Origin of the sequence: uncultured Sunxiuqinia sp., from assembly GCF_947495665.1 — a bacterium.
Taxonomy (GTDB): domain Bacteria; phylum Bacteroidota; class Bacteroidia; order Bacteroidales; family Prolixibacteraceae; genus Sunxiuqinia; species Sunxiuqinia rutila.
In genome coordinates this window covers 251,319-265,264 of sequence record NZ_CANLZV010000005.1, presented here as the reverse complement: position 1 = coordinate 265,264, position 13,946 = coordinate 251,319, and the positions used below count along the sequence as shown (strand labels likewise).

Annotated in this window: 10 protein-coding genes; 6 read left to right on the top strand and 4 right to left on the bottom strand. The window is 45.1% G+C overall.

Annotated elements, in window-relative coordinates; genetic code table 11:
* Positions 1-103 precede the first annotated feature (103 nt).
* The gene (locus Q1A18_RS08770) at positions 104-1,015 is read left to right on the top strand and encodes an SPOR domain-containing protein (protein ID WP_299578575.1); all 912 of its coding nucleotides are present in this window, start codon (positions 104-106) and stop codon (positions 1,013-1,015) included.
* A 156-nt stretch (positions 1,016-1,171) separates the two neighbouring features.
* Here the strand turns inward: Q1A18_RS08770 and trpS are convergent, their stop codons facing one another.
* Complete coding sequence (gene trpS, locus Q1A18_RS08765; protein WP_299578573.1) at positions 1,172-2,173, bottom strand: tryptophan--tRNA ligase; 1,002 nt, start codon at positions 2,171-2,173, stop codon at positions 1,172-1,174.
* Positions 2,174-2,694: 521 nt separating this feature from the next.
* On the opposite strand from trpS, the gene Q1A18_RS08760 reads away from it, so the two are divergent.
* The 4 genes from Q1A18_RS08760 (at position 2,695) to Q1A18_RS08745 (ending at position 6,704) form a co-directional block, all read left to right on the top strand.
* On the top strand, positions 2,695-4,071 hold the full coding sequence (locus tag Q1A18_RS08760; protein WP_299578572.1) for a TrpB-like pyridoxal phosphate-dependent enzyme: 1,377 nt from the start codon (positions 2,695-2,697) through the stop codon (positions 4,069-4,071).
* Positions 4,072-4,323: 252 nt separating this feature from the next.
* Complete coding sequence (gene rbfA, locus Q1A18_RS08755; RefSeq protein WP_299578571.1) at positions 4,324-4,662, top strand: 30S ribosome-binding factor RbfA; 339 nt, start codon at positions 4,324-4,326, stop codon at positions 4,660-4,662.
* 2 nt (positions 4,663-4,664) lie between these two features.
* A complete protein-coding gene (locus tag Q1A18_RS08750) occupies positions 4,665-5,489 on the top strand; it encodes a class I SAM-dependent methyltransferase (protein WP_299578570.1) in 825 nt (274 codons plus the stop codon).
* Positions 5,490-6,704, top strand: a complete 1,215-nt coding sequence (locus tag Q1A18_RS08745; RefSeq protein ID WP_299578569.1) for an FtsX-like permease family protein — start codon at positions 5,490-5,492, stop codon at positions 6,702-6,704.
* A gap of 166 nt (positions 6,705-6,870) precedes the next feature.
* Here Q1A18_RS08745 and Q1A18_RS08740 read toward each other — a convergent pair whose 3' ends face one another.
* The 3 genes from Q1A18_RS08740 to Q1A18_RS08730 form a co-directional block, all read right to left on the bottom strand.
* On the bottom strand, positions 6,871-7,470 hold the full coding sequence (locus Q1A18_RS08740) for a TetR/AcrR family transcriptional regulator (RefSeq protein WP_299578568.1): 600 nt from the start codon (positions 7,468-7,470) through the stop codon (positions 6,871-6,873).
* Positions 7,471-7,554: 84 nt separating this feature from the next.
* Complete coding sequence (rnr, locus tag Q1A18_RS08735) at positions 7,555-9,711, bottom strand: ribonuclease R (protein ID WP_299578567.1); 2,157 nt, start codon at positions 9,709-9,711, stop codon at positions 7,555-7,557.
* Positions 9,712-9,810: 99 nt separating this feature from the next.
* Positions 9,811-11,262 carry a glycoside hydrolase family 32 protein gene (locus Q1A18_RS08730; protein ID WP_299578566.1) on the bottom strand — a complete coding sequence of 484 codons (1,452 nt, stop codon included), beginning with the start codon at positions 11,260-11,262 and terminating at the stop codon, positions 9,811-9,813.
* A 93-nt stretch (positions 11,263-11,355) separates the two neighbouring features.
* Here Q1A18_RS08730 and Q1A18_RS08725 point away from each other — a divergent pair, with 93 nt between their 5' ends.
* Complete coding sequence (locus tag Q1A18_RS08725) at positions 11,356-13,833, top strand: T9SS type A sorting domain-containing protein (RefSeq protein WP_299578565.1); 2,478 nt, start codon at positions 11,356-11,358, stop codon at positions 13,831-13,833.
* Positions 13,834-13,946: the final 113 nt, after the last annotated feature.

Below are 13,946 nucleotides of genomic sequence, written 5' to 3'. Positions count from 1 at the left end.
TGTAAGTTACGCCTGTCTTTTGAAAACTTGCTTAAATTGTTGAGAACTTAGGGTTGCCAGCGTGTTAATTTTTCTTTATTTTTGGGCATAAACAGAGACGAACGTGGAAATTTTAGCCTACATCAAAGAACTCTTATTGTTGAATGACTGTGTCATCATCCCCGGCTTCGGTGGTTTTGTAAGTAATTACAAACCTGCAACGGTCCGGACGGCACAATTCAATCCGCCATCCAAGGCTATCAGCTTTAATGAGAAGCTGACTTTTAATGATGGTTTATTGATCAATCATTTGGTTGAGAAAGAAGGGAGCAATTACCTGGCTGTCAGCAAACAAGTAGAATTGCTGGTTCAGGAGCTCAACTACCGGCTTACCGATGGTGAAACCATCACCATTGACGGAGTTGGCCGGTTAAGTTACGATGAGCATGAAAGCCTGACTTTTACCCCCGAGATGAACGAAAACTTCAACCTCGACTCCTATGGTCTGGCCACATTCAACTACGAAACCATTTATGCCAAAAACCTGGTTCGCAAGGAAATTTCACAAGAAGAGCGCGATGCCGTTCAGGTTTTCTTTCAAAAACGAACACTGAAAAAAGTTTTGGTAGCCATTCCGGTTTTAATTGCCTTAGCCTTGGTTCCTATTAAAAACAACACCTCCAATTTGCAAAGGTCAAACCTGACCAGCATTGCAGAGATGATGAACCGAACAGAAATGGTTCAGGAAATAGAGCCTATCCGGCCCATTGTTACAGAAAACGCTCAACCCGAAGTGCTCACTTTGAAGCATTCGTATTATCTTATTGGTGGCAGTTTCCGAAGCAAAACCAATGCCGGTAAGTTTATCCAGCAAAAGCAGGCTGAAGGATTTAAGGCCCAAAACATCGGGGTAATTAAAGGACTGCATTACATTGCACTTGACAGTTTTGCCAGCCTTCAGGAAGCTAAAACAGCAAAGCAAAAGATACAAACGGAATCCCCCGGTTCGGGAATCTGGATTTACGTTAAACGATAATTGAAGCCCCTCCACAAGGGGCTTTTTTATGCTTCAAACCATCTTAAAACGTCCCTCTTCAACAAGCTTTACAAACCCCGGTTAGATCAAAAAAAAAACCCTGAATTATTGAATTCAGAGTCTTTATGATATTATCGATTATCTTTTTACAATCGCTTAGTAAAATTTGCGGAAACCCACCAGTTTTTTCACCTCATTCAAGGTTACCAAAGCTGACTCACGGGCTTTTTCGGCTCCCATCTTAGCCACTTTGGCCAGGTAAGCATCGTCTTCCAAAATGGTCACAATACGCTCCCGGATTGGCGAAGTAAATTGAATAATATCTTCCGCCAACTGCTTTTTCATATCGCCGTAGCGAATTTCACACTTGTTGTAAGCCTCATCAAATTGGGCAACCACCTCGGGCTTCGAAACAATTTTCATCAGGGTAAACAAGTTTTGAATCGCTTCGGGCTTTTCCGAATTGGGCTCCGTTGGGCCTGAATCGGTTACGGCACGCATCACTTTCTGACGAATTTCCTTTTCCGTGTCGTACAGGTTAATGGCATTCCCTTCTGATTTTCCCATCTTGCCGCTACCATCCAAGCCGGGCACCTTAATCAGGTCGGCCCCATCAAAGGTGAATGGTTTTGGAATAGGAAATACCTTCGATTTATACATGCGGTTGAAACGCTTGGCAAATTTACGCGCCATTTCCAGGTTTTGCTCCTGGTCTTTTCCAACCGGCACATAGTGTGCTTTGTGAATAATGATGTCCGAAGCCATCAGCACCGGATAGGTCAATAAGCCTGCATTCACATTGTCGGGCTGCTGGCGGGCTTTATCCTTAAATGAAGTCGTGCGCTCCAGCTCTCCCAGGTAAGCATTCATGTTCAGAATGGTGTACAACTCGGTAATCTCAGGAACATCACTCTGAATAAAGATGGTTGACTTTTCTGGATCAATGCCACAAGCTAAATACTCGGCTAACACTTGCTTCACACCGGCCTGCAGGTTTTCAGGCGTTGGATGCGTAGTTAACGAATGAATATCGGCAATGAAAAAATAGCAGTTATAGTCTTCCTGCATGCGCAGAAAGTTTTGCACTGCCCCAAAGTAATTGCCTAAATGTAAAAATCCTGTTGGCCTGATGCCACTAACAACGGTTGCTTTATTCATGTGATCGTTCTTCTGTGAAAATGAGCTGCAAAAATAGCTTGAATCCTTGAAAGACAAAAATTTATTTTACCTGTTCAACTCCCTTCATATTCCTTAACCAGCTTAAGCAGCCAAACCCCTAAACCGGAAAACACCTTTTGAAAGAAACTGCGTTCCCTTTTTCAACAGAAAACAGAAGAGAGAGCTCTTCCTACCTCGACAGGTATTTGATAAGGCCAATTTCCGATCGTCGAGTTCTATTCAGAAAGGACAAAAAGAATCTGATCAAAATCTTCTTGAAAGAAACAACTCGGTGGCAGAAGGAAAGTGAAAACTGAAAAATAATAATTAGTTTTACGGAAAATTAAAGAACAGATGTACAAAATGCCTTTATACGGAACCGAATGGCACTGGCGTAACGTGAAAATGGAAACGCTGGACCAAGCTATTGTTTTACGATCATAGAGGCCGTGAAATGGGGTTTGTTGTATATGCAGCAAACCCCATTTTTAGTTTAAAATTTTCATTAAAAACCGATAAACATGGCACGACACAAAAAAATCTATCTGGACGAAGCAGACATGCCCAAACAGTGGTACAACTTAGCGGCTGATCTTCCATCGCCCTTAAACCCACCTTTAGGCCCCGATGGCAAACCAATTACACCGGAAATGCTGGCTCCTGTATTCCCCATGAACCTGATTGAGCAGGAAGTAAGCCAGGAACGCTGGATCGACATTCCGGAAGAAATCCGCCAACACCTTTTCCGCTGGCGTCCAAGTCCCCTGATTCGTGCCTACGAACTGGAAGAAGCGCTGGGAACACCAGCCAAAATTTACTATAAAAATGAAGGCGTTTCGCCTGCAGGAAGCCACAAACCCAATTCTGCAATTCCGCAAGCCTGGTACAACAAACAATTCGGAATTAAAAAATTGACAACCGAAACTGGTGCTGGCCAATGGGGTTCTGCCCTTTCCTTTGCCTGCTCAGTTATTGGCGGTATTGAGTGCAAAGTGTTTATGGTTCGAGTGAGCTTTGAACAAAAGCCTTTCCGCAAAATGCTGATGAACACCTGGGGAGGAAACTGCATAGCCAGCCCAAGTACGGAAACTCAGGCCGGACGTGATATTCTGGCCAAATACCCGGACACACCGGGATCACTAGGGATTGCAATTTCTGAAGCCATTGAAGCAGCTGTAACCGACCCCAAAGGAGAAACACGCTACACGCTGGGCTCGGTGCTTAACCATGTGATGCTGCACCAAACCATTATTGGGTTGGAAGCTAAAAAACAGCTGGCTAAAGTGGGCATCAACAAGCCCGATATTGTTATTGGCTGCTGTGGTGGTGGAAGTAATTTTGCCGGCCTCTCTTTCCCTTTCATCTATGATAAGATTAATGGTGCCGACATTCAGGTGATTGGAGCTGAGCCTTTCTCATGCCCCACCTTAACCAAGGCTCCATTTATTTACGACAACGGTGATGTGGCTCAGATGACCCCAATGATGGCGATGCACAGCCTGGGACACAATTTTGTGCCCGCTCCTATTCACGCCGGCGGACTGCGCTACCACGGCATGGCTCCTTTGGTTAGTGCCGCTTTGCGCGACGGACTGATGGAAGCACAGGCCATCCACCAAAGCGAATGCTTCGAAGCAGGACTGCTGTTCTCGAAAACCGAAGGCATCATTCCGGCTCCGGAAACCACGCATGCCATTGCCGCCACAATTCGCGAAGCTAAAAAAGCCAAAAAAGAAGGTAAAGAGAAAACCATTCTTTTCAACTTCAGCGGACATGGTTTGATGGACCTCGTAGGTTACGACAAATACCTGAACGGAGAGTTGCAGGACTACGAATACCCGGATGCAGAAATTGCCTTAAACCTGGAAAAACTGCAAGGGTATCCGCTACCCAAATAAGTATTCCAACAATTAAAACGCTTATAAAAAGCAACATACCACAAGTCCTGCCTCTCATTGGCAGGACTTTTTTTATGCTGGCAAGCGAAGCTTTCCACCCAAAAGCCATTGGATTTAACAGGCTCATTTTTAAATCTAAGCCGATGTCACAGCAAACTGACAAGCCCGCGAATAGAAGTTCATACCGAATTCGTTTGAAGCATGCAGCTTGGCTGTCGGATTTTTGGTAACTTTGCCGGAAATTCAAATCACATGGAATCAACACGTCAACAAAAAATAAGCCGGTTGTTACAGAAAGAACTGGCAGACATCTTTCAGAAAGAGAGCCGCAACCTGTTCATGGGCAAAATGATTAGCGTAACGGTCGTGCGCGTAAGCCCCGACTTAGCCTTGGCCAAAGCATACATCAGCATCTTCCCTACCGAAGAACGTAAAGAAGTATTGAAGCAAATCCGGATTGCCAATCCGAAAATTCGCGGGCTACTCGGACGAAAAGTGGGTAAACAATTGCGGGTTATCCCTGAATTGGAATTTTATATCGACGACAGTTTGGATTACATCGACAATATTGACCGCCTCTTAAACCAATAAGCATGCAGTACGATCCGATTAAGCGTTCTTTGGGCAAGGTATTTAACCAAAATCCGACCCTGCGGAAACTGTTTTATCTTTTGCTCGACTGGCTTTTATTGCGTTCGTGGCATATCCGGAAAGAGCTTCGTGCCTTGAAAAAAAACGGGCTACAACAGCCCAGTATTTTGGATGCCGGGTCGGGCTTTGGTCAATATACTTACCGCATGTCGAGGCTGTTTCCCCAAGCTAAAATTCTTGCTGCGGACATAAAGCCCGAGCAAATTGCAGATTGCAATCGCTTCTTTGAAAAAATTGATAAAGCCGGCCAGGTTAAGTTTCAATATGCCGATCTGACACAGTACAAAAGCGAGGCAAGCTACGACCTCGTGCTTTCGATTGATGTAATGGAGCACATTGAAGAGGACACCCGGGTGTTTGAGAACTTCTACCAGTCGATGAAAAAAGGAGGGGTTCTTCTAATTTCAACCCCTTCGGACCAGGGAGGTTCAGATGTGCATGACCATGATCATGAAGAAGAAGGCGTGCATGGTTTTGTGGATGAACATGTGCGCGACGGCTATAACATTCAGGACATTGCGGATAAGTTGAAAGCAGCCGGATTTAGCCGGGTCGATGCCCGTTATTCGTACGGTGCCCCCGGAAAAATATCGTGGAAACTATCCATGAAATACCCGATTTTGATGCTAGGAGCCAACAAGTTGTTTTTTGTGCTTCTCCCCTTCTATTACCTGATTGTTTTCCCCCTTGCTGCCCTGTTGAATTATTTTGATGTCAACCTGAAACACCCAACTGGAACCGGATTGATCGTAAAAGCCTATAAATAATTGAAACTCGCATTCTACATAGCACGCCGTTATTTGGTTTCTCCCAAATCAGCCAATATAGTTAACATTATATCGGCCATTTCCGTAGTGGGTGTTGCTATTGGAACCATGGCGCTGATCGTAGTGCTGTCTGCCTTTAATGGCATTGACTCCTTCATTGAGAATATGCTTTCCAGCTTCGACCCAGACCTAAAAATTACCGTGACCGAAGGAAAAAGCTTTACGCTTGAGGATGCCGATTTTGACGCTGTAAAACAGTTGGAAGGGGTAGCCCGTTATGCCGAAGTGGTGGAAGAAAACGCCATGCTGAGTTATGAAGACCGCTTAAAATATGGTGTGGTAAAAGGCGTAGCGCCCGACTATGGCTCTTTTTCGGGACTAGACAGCGTTATCCTTGATGATGGTCAATTCGTCCTGAAAAACGGTTCGCAAAACTTTGCGGTAATTGGCGAAGGCGTACGCTATGAACTCTCGGTTGGTCTCTCCTTTGTCAGCCCCATCTACATCCATGTGCCACGTAAAGATTTTAAAACACGCCTGAACATGGATCAATCACTCAACCGGGCGCATGTTTTTCCGGCTGGTTCTTTTTCGGTTGAACAAGAAATTGACAACAAATACATCCTCGTGCCCATTGATTTGGCCCGGTCGCTTTTTGAGATGGAAGGACGCCTTAGCTCCCTCGAGCTTAAACTTACTGACGGCGCTGATGTAGAAACCGTCAAAACGAAGATCCAGCAAATACTAGGACCTCAGTTTGTTGTGAAAGATCGCTACGAACAGCATGAATTTCTGTACCGGGTAATGAAGTCGGAAAAATGGTCCAGCTTCCTGATTCTGAGTTTCATTCTGGTGATTGCTTCCTTCAACCTTTTAGGCTCCCTAACCATGATTATCATCGACAAAAAGGATGATATTAAAATCCTGGAAAGCATGGGCGCCAACAACAAACTGATCCGGCAAATTTTCCTTTTTGAAGGTTGGCTGGTGTCCTTTTCCGGTGCCATTGGCGGATTAATTTTGGGAATTATTCTGGTCTGGGCACAAACCCAGTTTGAGCTTCTAAAACTCCCCGGCGACGGTTCTTTTGCGCTATCAGCCTACCCCGTCGAACTCCAGCTGATTGATGTGTCAGCCACTTTCCTTATTGTACTTTGCATTGGCTTCTTTGCGGCCTGGTATCCCGTTCGCAACTTGTCCAAAGACTTAGGCTAAGCCTTCTGAAAATCTACGAATCATAGTCATGGCGTTAATTAATTAGCCGATTTAATTTGTCCCAACCAATAGAAACAAGCTTATAGATTAAGAATAATAGGAGGAAGGTCAGCTTACTTCTTAAAAGCGCAGCATGCTACTCTTTCATTTTTGATCCGGCAACTGCTTAGCGTTTCATAATGCCGTAGCACAAAATCTTCAAGATATTGTCGACACTTCGCTCCAGGTTTACCGAGCCGTAGTTTCCGGCCGAAAGGGGCATTTCAAGCCCTTTAATGGCCGTAGTAATACCAATGGCTGCCAGGGTGAAGTCATAAATCTCAAACTCATTTTTACGAACCCCTTCAATCAAAATCCGCTTGATCATCCGGATTTCTTCCTGATCATACTTATCCTTGATGTTGTCAATGAATTCAATGGCTGTCACATCGTTCTCCAGGGCATGGTAAAAATTAGCCAGCCCGCGAAAGGTGGTTAGTTTGGTCAAAATGTAATCGCGTAGTTTTTCTACCGGATCCGTATTCCGAAGCACCACCTTCTCCAGTTCCCGCTTCAATACATCCACCTCTTTCATAATGACAGCCTGGAAAAGGTCTTCCTTGCTGTCAAAATAGTAGTATAATGAACTTTTTCCCTTCCGAACGGCATTGGCAATATCATCAAGCGTGGTTTTTTTATAACCGTATTTGCTGAAAATTTCCTGCGCAATTTTTAAAATATTTTCACGGTTGGCATCTCGTTTATTCCCGCCGTTTTGAGTATTCATTACCATTGGGTTGATTTTTATAAAACAGGGTTAAAGATATTCAATTTTTAGAATAATCAGTTTCTTTTTCTCCCTACAACGAATCTAGAGCTTTTCAATCAACTTAAAATCAAGCTGTTTTCGCTCAAGATTTGCCCGCGAAATTTCGACTTTAACATTCTCGCCCAGTTGGTACATTTTGTTACTATGCTTACCCACCAGGCAATAATTCTTCTCATCAAAAATGTAAAAGTCGTCTCCCAACTCCCGAATCGGAATCATGCCTTCACATTTATTTTCAAGTTCAACATAAATTCCCCAATCGGTAATTCCGGAGATCACTCCCGGGAAAGCTTCGCCGATCTTGTCTTTCATAAATTCAACCTGCTTGTACTTAATGGAAGACCGCTCGGCATTGGCTGCGCGTGATTCCATTTCCGAAGAATGATGACACATGTCTTCATACTTTTGCGCATTGGCCGAGCGCCCGTTGTCGAGGTAACGCTCCAGCAGGCGGTGAACCATGATATCCGGATAACGCCGGATGGGTGAAGTGAAGTGAGAATAATACTCAAACCCAAGTCCGTAATGCCCAATGTTCCGGGTAGAATATACCGCCTTCGCCATGGAGCGAATAGCCAGTGTTTCAATCACATTCTGCTCATTTTTCCCTTTCACATTGTTCATCAAATTATTCATCGATTTCGCAATAGCACGCGAACTGGTTGTTTGAATGCCATAACCAAACTTCTGGATAAAATGATTGAAGTTTTCCAGCTTTTCCGGATCGGGCCGATCGTGAATCCGGTAAACAAAGGTTTTAGCCGGCCGCTTTCCTTTGGCTTTACCAATAAATTCAGCCACTTTTTGATTGGCCAGCAACATGAACTCCTCAATTAGCTTATTACTTTCTTTGGACTCTTTAAAATAGACGGACAGGGGCTTACCGGTTTCCTCTTCGATTTCAAATTTTACCTCCACCCGATCAAATGCCAGCGAACCATGCTTGAAGCGACTGTTCCGAAGCTCCACCGCCAGTTTTTGTAAGGTCAGTACTTCGTCTTTCAAATCTCCCTCGCCGGTTTCAATAATCTCCTGAGCCTCTTCATACGAAAACCGCTTGTTGGAATGAATCACGGTTCGGCCAAACCACTGCCCGCTCACATTGGCCTGATCATCCAGATGGAAAACGGCCGAATAGCAAAGCTTGTCCTCATCGGGGCGAAGCGAACAAACACCATTGGATAACCGCTCCGGCAACATCGGAACCACACGGTCAACCAGATAAACGGATGTGGCTCGGGAGTACGCCTCATCATCCAGGATGGTGTTGGGACGCACGTAATGGCTAACGTCAGCAATGTGAATTCCAACTTCCCACAAACCATTGTCAAGTTTGCGCACCGACAAGGCATCATCAAAGTCCTTGGCGTCGGCCGGATCAATGGTGAACGTAACCACATCCCGCATGTCGCGCCGGTTTTTAATCTCCTCGGGCGTAATTTCTTCCGGAATTCTTTCGGCGGCTTTCAGCACATTTTCAGGGAAGCGAATCGGAAGGTCAAACTCGGCCAAAATCGCATGCATTTCCGTTTGGTGATCACCAACATCGCCGAGCACCTCAATAATTTCGCCAAAAGGATTCTTGGCTTTTTGAGGCCATTCTGTAATCTTGGCAATGGCCTTTTGCCCGTCTTTTGCTCCATTGAGCTTCTCGGCCGGAATGAACAAGTCGAAACCAACTTTACCAACCGGAACCAGAAATGCAAAGTTTTTGGAGCGTTCTACCGTTCCCACAAAGGTGGTCTTGGCGCGTTCCACAATCTCCGACACTTCGCCTTCCAGCTGGTGTTTTTTACGCCGGGCATACAGGTACACCTTTACCTTGTCGCCTTCCATGGCATGGTTCAGGTTGCGCTGCGAAACCAGCACAGGCCGGTCCACTTCATCTGAAATGATGTGTGCAAATCCCTGGGGTTGCAGTTCTACCAGTCCGCAGATATAACCTCCCCGCGATTTTACTTTAAACTTTCCCCGTTGAACCTGCTGCAGGTTTTCATTCTCCGCCAATTCATCAAGAACCACATTGATCAGTTTCTTTGTCTCCTGGTCCTTCACACCCAAAATTCCGGCCAACTGCTTATAGTTGTAGGTCTTTTGCGGGTCGCTGTAAAAAATATCGAGAATGGATTTTTTAAGTTGGGGTTTATTGAAGTTCGAAAGATTTTTCAGTTTCTTCTTTCTGTTTTTCTTTTTTGCCATTGATTTTAATTTTTCCTTGAAGTTAGCCTATTCCATAGAAATAAGAAAGGGGAAAGCATCAATTTGCAATCCCCGTCCTCGATTTATTTTTATCGAAAGCTAATCAAGCTCATACATTGATTTTAAGGGGTAGATTTCCAGTTGCTCGACCAAAAGCTCGCCACCGGTATTGTACAGAATGAGTTGCTGAGCTTCGGGATCAGCAGTGTAACAAGAACTTAAAACGGCTTTGCCATCATTGCCAAAAAGCTCAATGGAAGTTCGGTCAATCAGGATCTCCAGTTGTATTTTGTTGTCTTCCGGGCTAAGTAGCACGCCTTGTCCCATGCAGGATAAAACTTGCTTGGTGGCATCGTATCGAATTTCCACGCCTGTTTCCTTTCGCGAATTACGCACCACAAACCCAAAGCTATTCACCGTTTTCAGATCAAACGTGCCTTTAATATGTAAACAGTCGCCTTTGATTTTCCGTGTCAGGTTCTTATTCAAGCCCGGAATCAGGTTTTCATTTTCCCAGCTATGTCCTTTTTCATGCAGCAGTTCGATTTCCTTCACGGGAGTCCGTACCAGCCGTATTCCTTCCAAGTATTTTTTCAGGGCCAGTTCCGTTGGAAATGTCATTTGACCATTGAACGCCATATCCGGGTACTCTCCACCTCTCATCCAGGCCAATTGAATGGTCCGGTTCTGTTCGTCAGGTAGGTTATTGAAGGTTTGTGTGGCGTAAAAGTTCTTTCCGAAATCCCCTTGCATTTTGGGCGTTTCCGGCTTAAAGCGTTTCCCGTCAAAATCGCCAATCAGGTAAGAGCCGTCACCGTCAAAAATCACCCAGCGCGTATCATCTGCTCGTCGGTTCACCGGCAATTCCACCAGGTCCGGACATTCATAAAAACCGGCCAAGTGACTTTCATGCATCCAGTCGGTTAAATTTTCCGAAGAATAGATGGAAATTCCCTGGTTGCTTTCTTGTCCCTCCGGCATCCGCCACAAAACCATGACGTAACGTTGGCTATCTTCATGCCAGAACACCTTGGGATCGCGGGCATCATCCTCTTCATCAAAGGCAACCACCGGGTTTCCTTCATATTTTTCCCAGCTTCGCCCCTTATCGGTGCTGTAAGCAATGCGCTGCCCATTATCCTTGCTGGTGTAAAATGCCAACAGCGTTGGAAGCTCGCCCTGTTGTTTGCCCAACAGGTTGTTCCTGTCAACAATAGCAGAGCCTGAAAAGGCGGTCGCAAACTCTTTATCGGTCGATTCATTGTCCGGGTAAATAGCCAAGGGCAAATGTTCCCAATGAACAAGGTCCGGACTCACCGCATGCCCCCAGTGCATAAAACCCCACTCTTTTCCGTTGGGATTATGCTGATAAAAAAGATGGTATTCCCCTTCAAAATAGATTAAGCCATTCGGATCGTTCATCCAATTTTCGGCAGGCGTAAAATGAAATTGAGGCCGATAAGGCTCATCAAAACCATCGCTTTTAGCCTTTGCTGTCAAGGTGAAAAAGAATACACTAATTAAAATGAGTAGCTTAAACGAACTTTTCATGTCTTGCTTGTTAAGAAGTATAGAGAAACCACAAATTAACAAAAATAAGACAAGAATTCTTTTAATTTTGACCTTAATATTGAAGATAATCCAATGAGGCGATTTTTACTTTGTATGGTTATTACGGGGCTTGCGTTAAGCTCTTTGGCGCAAAACAAGTGGAAAAAGGAAGGCGTACAAATTCCGGCACCCATCTGCTATGGTTCTTCCCACAGTCACCAAAGCTTCATCAAAGCACCTTCTCAATATCTCAAACGTCTCAAATCCACGCAAGAAAAGAAGTCCTCCATTATCGTCACTTACATCGGCTTCGAGGATGAACCAAAACAGGCTTTTCAATATGCCGTTGAAATCTGGGAACACCTCATTGCCTCTCCGGTACCCATTTACATGACAGCACGCTGGACCGCCCTGGATGAAGGGGTTTTAGGAAGCTGCGGTCCTTACCTTTACTTTGAAAATTTTGAAGCAGCTCCAAAGAAGAACCGCTACTACCCGGTAGCCTTGGTTGAAAAGCTGGAAGCTATGGAAATAACCGATGCAACCGTTCCCGACCTGATTGCCCAGTTCAACAGCGATAATGACAACTGGTACTTCGACACCGATGGGCAAACACCGGACAATCAATATGACTTTGTTTCGGTTGTTTTACATGAAATAGCCCACGGACTGGGTTATACCGGCTTCTTTTATGAACAGGACCAACAGGGGACATACGGCGACATTCTCCCCTATCCCGGTATTTTTGATGAGTTTGTCATTAATGGGTCCGATGAACAACTGATCGACACGGAAATTTTCCCCAACCCATCGGCAGAACTTCTTCAGGCATTTACCTCCAACAATTTATATTTCGAAAGCTCAACAGCAAAACAAGCATCCGGAACAGACACGTATCCCCGGTTATACGCCCCAACCTCCTTTGATGAAGGATCCAGCATTTATCACCTGAACGAACGAACGTATCAGGTTGGAAATGCCAACTCCCTAATGACCCCTTTCTTTGACCAGGCAGAAGCCATTCACGATCCGGGTCCCTTAACCTTAGGCATGCTAGCCGACATGGGCTGGGTTTACACCAGCATTCGGCACCAACCCATTGAAGATCGCGAACTTGCCGGACCAATCACGCTGGAGGCAGGCATCAAGACAGATTCTGAAATCGACAGCACTTCCCTTATTTTCGTGTATTCAAACGATGCCTTTGCCAATGCCGACACCCTGCCATTATCCTATGTCCAGGAAAAGGATTTATTTGCGTTAACGATCAACGACTTAACTGAAGGTAGCTATCAGTATTACCTCGCGGTAACCGACACGAGCCAGCGCAACTATTACTTGCCGGGCACGGCTCCCAGCGACTATTTTGAATTCACCATTGGGGCTGACCTTATTCAACCCGTTGTAACACACACGCCGGTCAAATATATGCTTGAAAGCGAGCTTCGCGCAGAAATTTTAGTGACGGCCACCGACAACATCGGTATTGAGCAAGTAAGTATGACCTATTTAATCAATGACAGTGAAACGCCTAACACCCTTGCGATCCCCCACCAGGAAGGCGACCATTATCAGGCCACCTTGCAGCTGAGTGGACTAATGGATGGAGACTCCATTCGCTATCAGATCATTGCCACAGACAGTTCATCCAACAAGAACCAAACGGTTCTGCCTGCAGACGGATATTACACTTTCCGCGTTGATGGCCTTTACGAAGCAGTAAGAGCCTACACCAACAATTTCAATGCGGACACCCGCGATTTCATCTCTTCGGACTTTTTCATTGGTACTGAACCACGATTTAACGACGGCGCTTTACACAGCCCACATCCTTACCCCAGTCCTGACGAAGATGATTTAACCTATAATCTCACCTGTCTGCTGAAATACCCCATTGTGCTTACAGACCGGACGAAAATGACCTTCAACGAAGTTGTTTTGGTTGAACCCGGTGAAGACGGAAGCCTGTTTGGAGACGACGATTTTTGGGACTATGTCATTGTTGAAGGCTCATTAAATGGTACCGACAAGTGGCTACCTTTAATTGATGGTTATGATTCGCGCGAAAATACCACCTGGCTAAGCAATTACAACAATTTTATTCAAGGGAATAATTCAACGGCAACCGGCAGAAGCAATTACTATATTGCCCGTGAAATCAACCTTACCGACAATGGCAGTTTTGAAAAAGGGGATACCATCTTTATCCGTTTTCGCCTGTTCTCTGACCCCTACGCCCATGGCTGGGGCTGGGCCATTGACGACCTGAGTATTCAGGATCCGCCAACTGCCACCAATGAAATCACTTACTCGCCAGGCGAACTCATGCTTTACCCCAACCCGGTTCGCACCGATTTATTCATAAAGGGCAGTTTCAAATCGAAAGCAGACCGGGTAAAACTGAGCTTATTCAATAGTCACGGACAATTGCTCAATCAGGAGGAGCTTGCCGTAAACAACAAACAACTGACTCATTCCATTCAACTTGAATCGCTGCCTGCGGGGCTCTATTTTGTCAATTTCACTTTTGAAAACGGGCAGCTGATCTCCAGAAAATTTATAAAACACTAAGACCGAACAAAAAAAAAGGACATTTTTATCATTTTCCAAACAGCTCTCCCACTGCGAGTTACAAACACACCTGTTGACAAATAAGAAAAACTGAAACACCTTAAGTTCCAGTT

What these genes read in the sequence shown, in the direction of transcription:
- rbfA (WP_299578571.1), top strand. Translation starts at nt 4,324, where the DNA reads ATGGAATCAACACGTCAACAAAAAATAAGCCGGTTGTTACAGAAAGAA.
- Q1A18_RS08730 (WP_299578566.1), bottom strand. Translation starts at nt 11,262, where the DNA reads ATGAAAAGTTCGTTTAAGCTACTCATTTTAATTAGTGTATTCTTTTTC.
- Q1A18_RS08750 (WP_299578570.1), top strand. Translation starts at nt 4,665, where the DNA reads ATGCAGTACGATCCGATTAAGCGTTCTTTGGGCAAGGTATTTAACCAA.
- Q1A18_RS08760 (WP_299578572.1), top strand. Translation starts at nt 2,695, where the DNA reads ATGGCACGACACAAAAAAATCTATCTGGACGAAGCAGACATGCCCAAA.
- Q1A18_RS08725 (WP_299578565.1), top strand. Translation starts at nt 11,356, where the DNA reads ATGAGGCGATTTTTACTTTGTATGGTTATTACGGGGCTTGCGTTAAGC.
- rnr (WP_299578567.1), bottom strand. Translation starts at nt 9,711, where the DNA reads ATGGCAAAAAAGAAAAACAGAAAGAAGAAACTGAAAAATCTTTCGAAC.
- Q1A18_RS08740 (WP_299578568.1), bottom strand. Translation starts at nt 7,470, where the DNA reads ATGAATACTCAAAACGGCGGGAATAAACGAGATGCCAACCGTGAAAAT.
- trpS (WP_299578573.1), bottom strand. Translation starts at nt 2,173, where the DNA reads ATGAATAAAGCAACCGTTGTTAGTGGCATCAGGCCAACAGGATTTTTA.